The sequence below is a fragment of the Micromonospora sp. NPDC051296 genome (assembly GCF_040682255.1).
GTDB lineage: Bacteria > Actinomycetota > Actinomycetes > Mycobacteriales > Micromonosporaceae > Micromonospora > Micromonospora craterilacus.
In genome coordinates this window covers 1-1,002 of the sequence record NZ_JBFBAO010000692.1, presented here as the reverse complement: position 1 = coordinate 1,002, position 1,002 = coordinate 1, and the positions used below count along the sequence as shown (strand labels likewise).

The 1,002-nt window shown below is 72.4% G+C and carries 2 protein-coding genes; one reads left to right on the top strand and one right to left on the bottom strand.

The window, feature by feature from the left end; genetic code table 11:
• On the top strand, positions 1 to 278 hold a 278-nt coding region (locus AB0M52_RS34180; protein WP_363962049.1), incomplete at its 5' end, for a hypothetical protein.
• Here AB0M52_RS34180 and AB0M52_RS34175 read toward each other — a convergent pair.
• Positions 275 to 799 (bottom strand): class I SAM-dependent methyltransferase, encoded by a 525-nt coding sequence (locus AB0M52_RS34175; protein WP_363962047.1) that lies wholly within the window; start codon positions 797 to 799, stop codon positions 275 to 277. The two genes, AB0M52_RS34180 and AB0M52_RS34175, sit on opposite strands and share 4 nt — an antisense overlap.
• Between the last annotated feature and the right edge of the window lie 203 nt (positions 800 to 1,002).

Here is a 1,002-nt window from a genome sequence, read left to right as displayed (position 1 = left end):
CTGCGGCCCGTAGCCGGCGGCCGATGGTGGCGGCGGCGGTGCGGTGGGGGCCGTCGCCGAGCATGTGCTCGATGGCAGCGCGCAGAACGGTTGGCTCCGGCCTGGGCGACGACCTGACCGAACCGGCCGACGCCGTCAAGCACCGGATCGACATGGTGCTGGTGCGGGGCGCCGTGGTCCCGGTGTCGAGTGAGGTCTTCGGCACCGAGCGGCGGACCCCCGACGGCCGTTGGCCGTCCGACCACCTCGGTTACCTCGCGACCGTCGCGCTGCCCTAGGCAGGGCGGCCGGCGATCCCCGCCAGGGACGCCGACCGTCTGGTCGTCACCGAGAACCCGCTGGCCGCCAGCGCCGACGTCACCTTCCCGGTGATCTCGTCCCCGCGCCCGCGTGGCGGCTCGTAGCACAGATACACCGCACCACCCGGCGCCAGCAGCCTCCTGACCAGGGCCAGTTCGTCACGCGCCGGCCCGGTCCAGAACAGGTTCACGTTGATCGCGAAGATCGTGTCGAACCGCTCGCTGTCCAGTCCCACGGCGGAGATGTCGGCCGGGCGGAAGGCGACCGTCCGGATGGTCGCCCGACCAGCTCGGACGTCGGCATCGTTGCGCCGCCGGGCCCGGGCGGTCGCCGTCTCGGACCGGTCGATCGCGACGATCCTGCCGGTCGACAGTCGTGGGCAGAGCAGCGCGACCGCGACACCACCACCGCAGCCGATCTCCAACAGCCGGTCGGTCGGTTTGACGGCCAGCGTCTCCACCGCCCACCTGATGCGCTCCGGTACCGCTGCCGCCGGCATGATCCGCAGCGTACCCGCGGAGTGGGCGGAGACCGCCGCACGCATCACGCCCCGACCCGGCGGCAGCCGGAGGTCAGGTCGTCGAGTCTTCCGCTACATGCGCGAGATAACGGGTGATCGTTTCGTCGAGCACCGCGCGGCCCGGACGCGACCACACCTCCTCGGCGAAAACCTCCACCTCCACCGGGCCGTCGTACCCGGCG

Coding starts and splice junctions, on each gene's coding strand:
- AB0M52_RS34175 (WP_363962047.1), bottom strand. CDS start 799: ATGCCGGCGGCAGCGGTACCGGAGCGCATCAGGTGGGCGGTGGAGACG.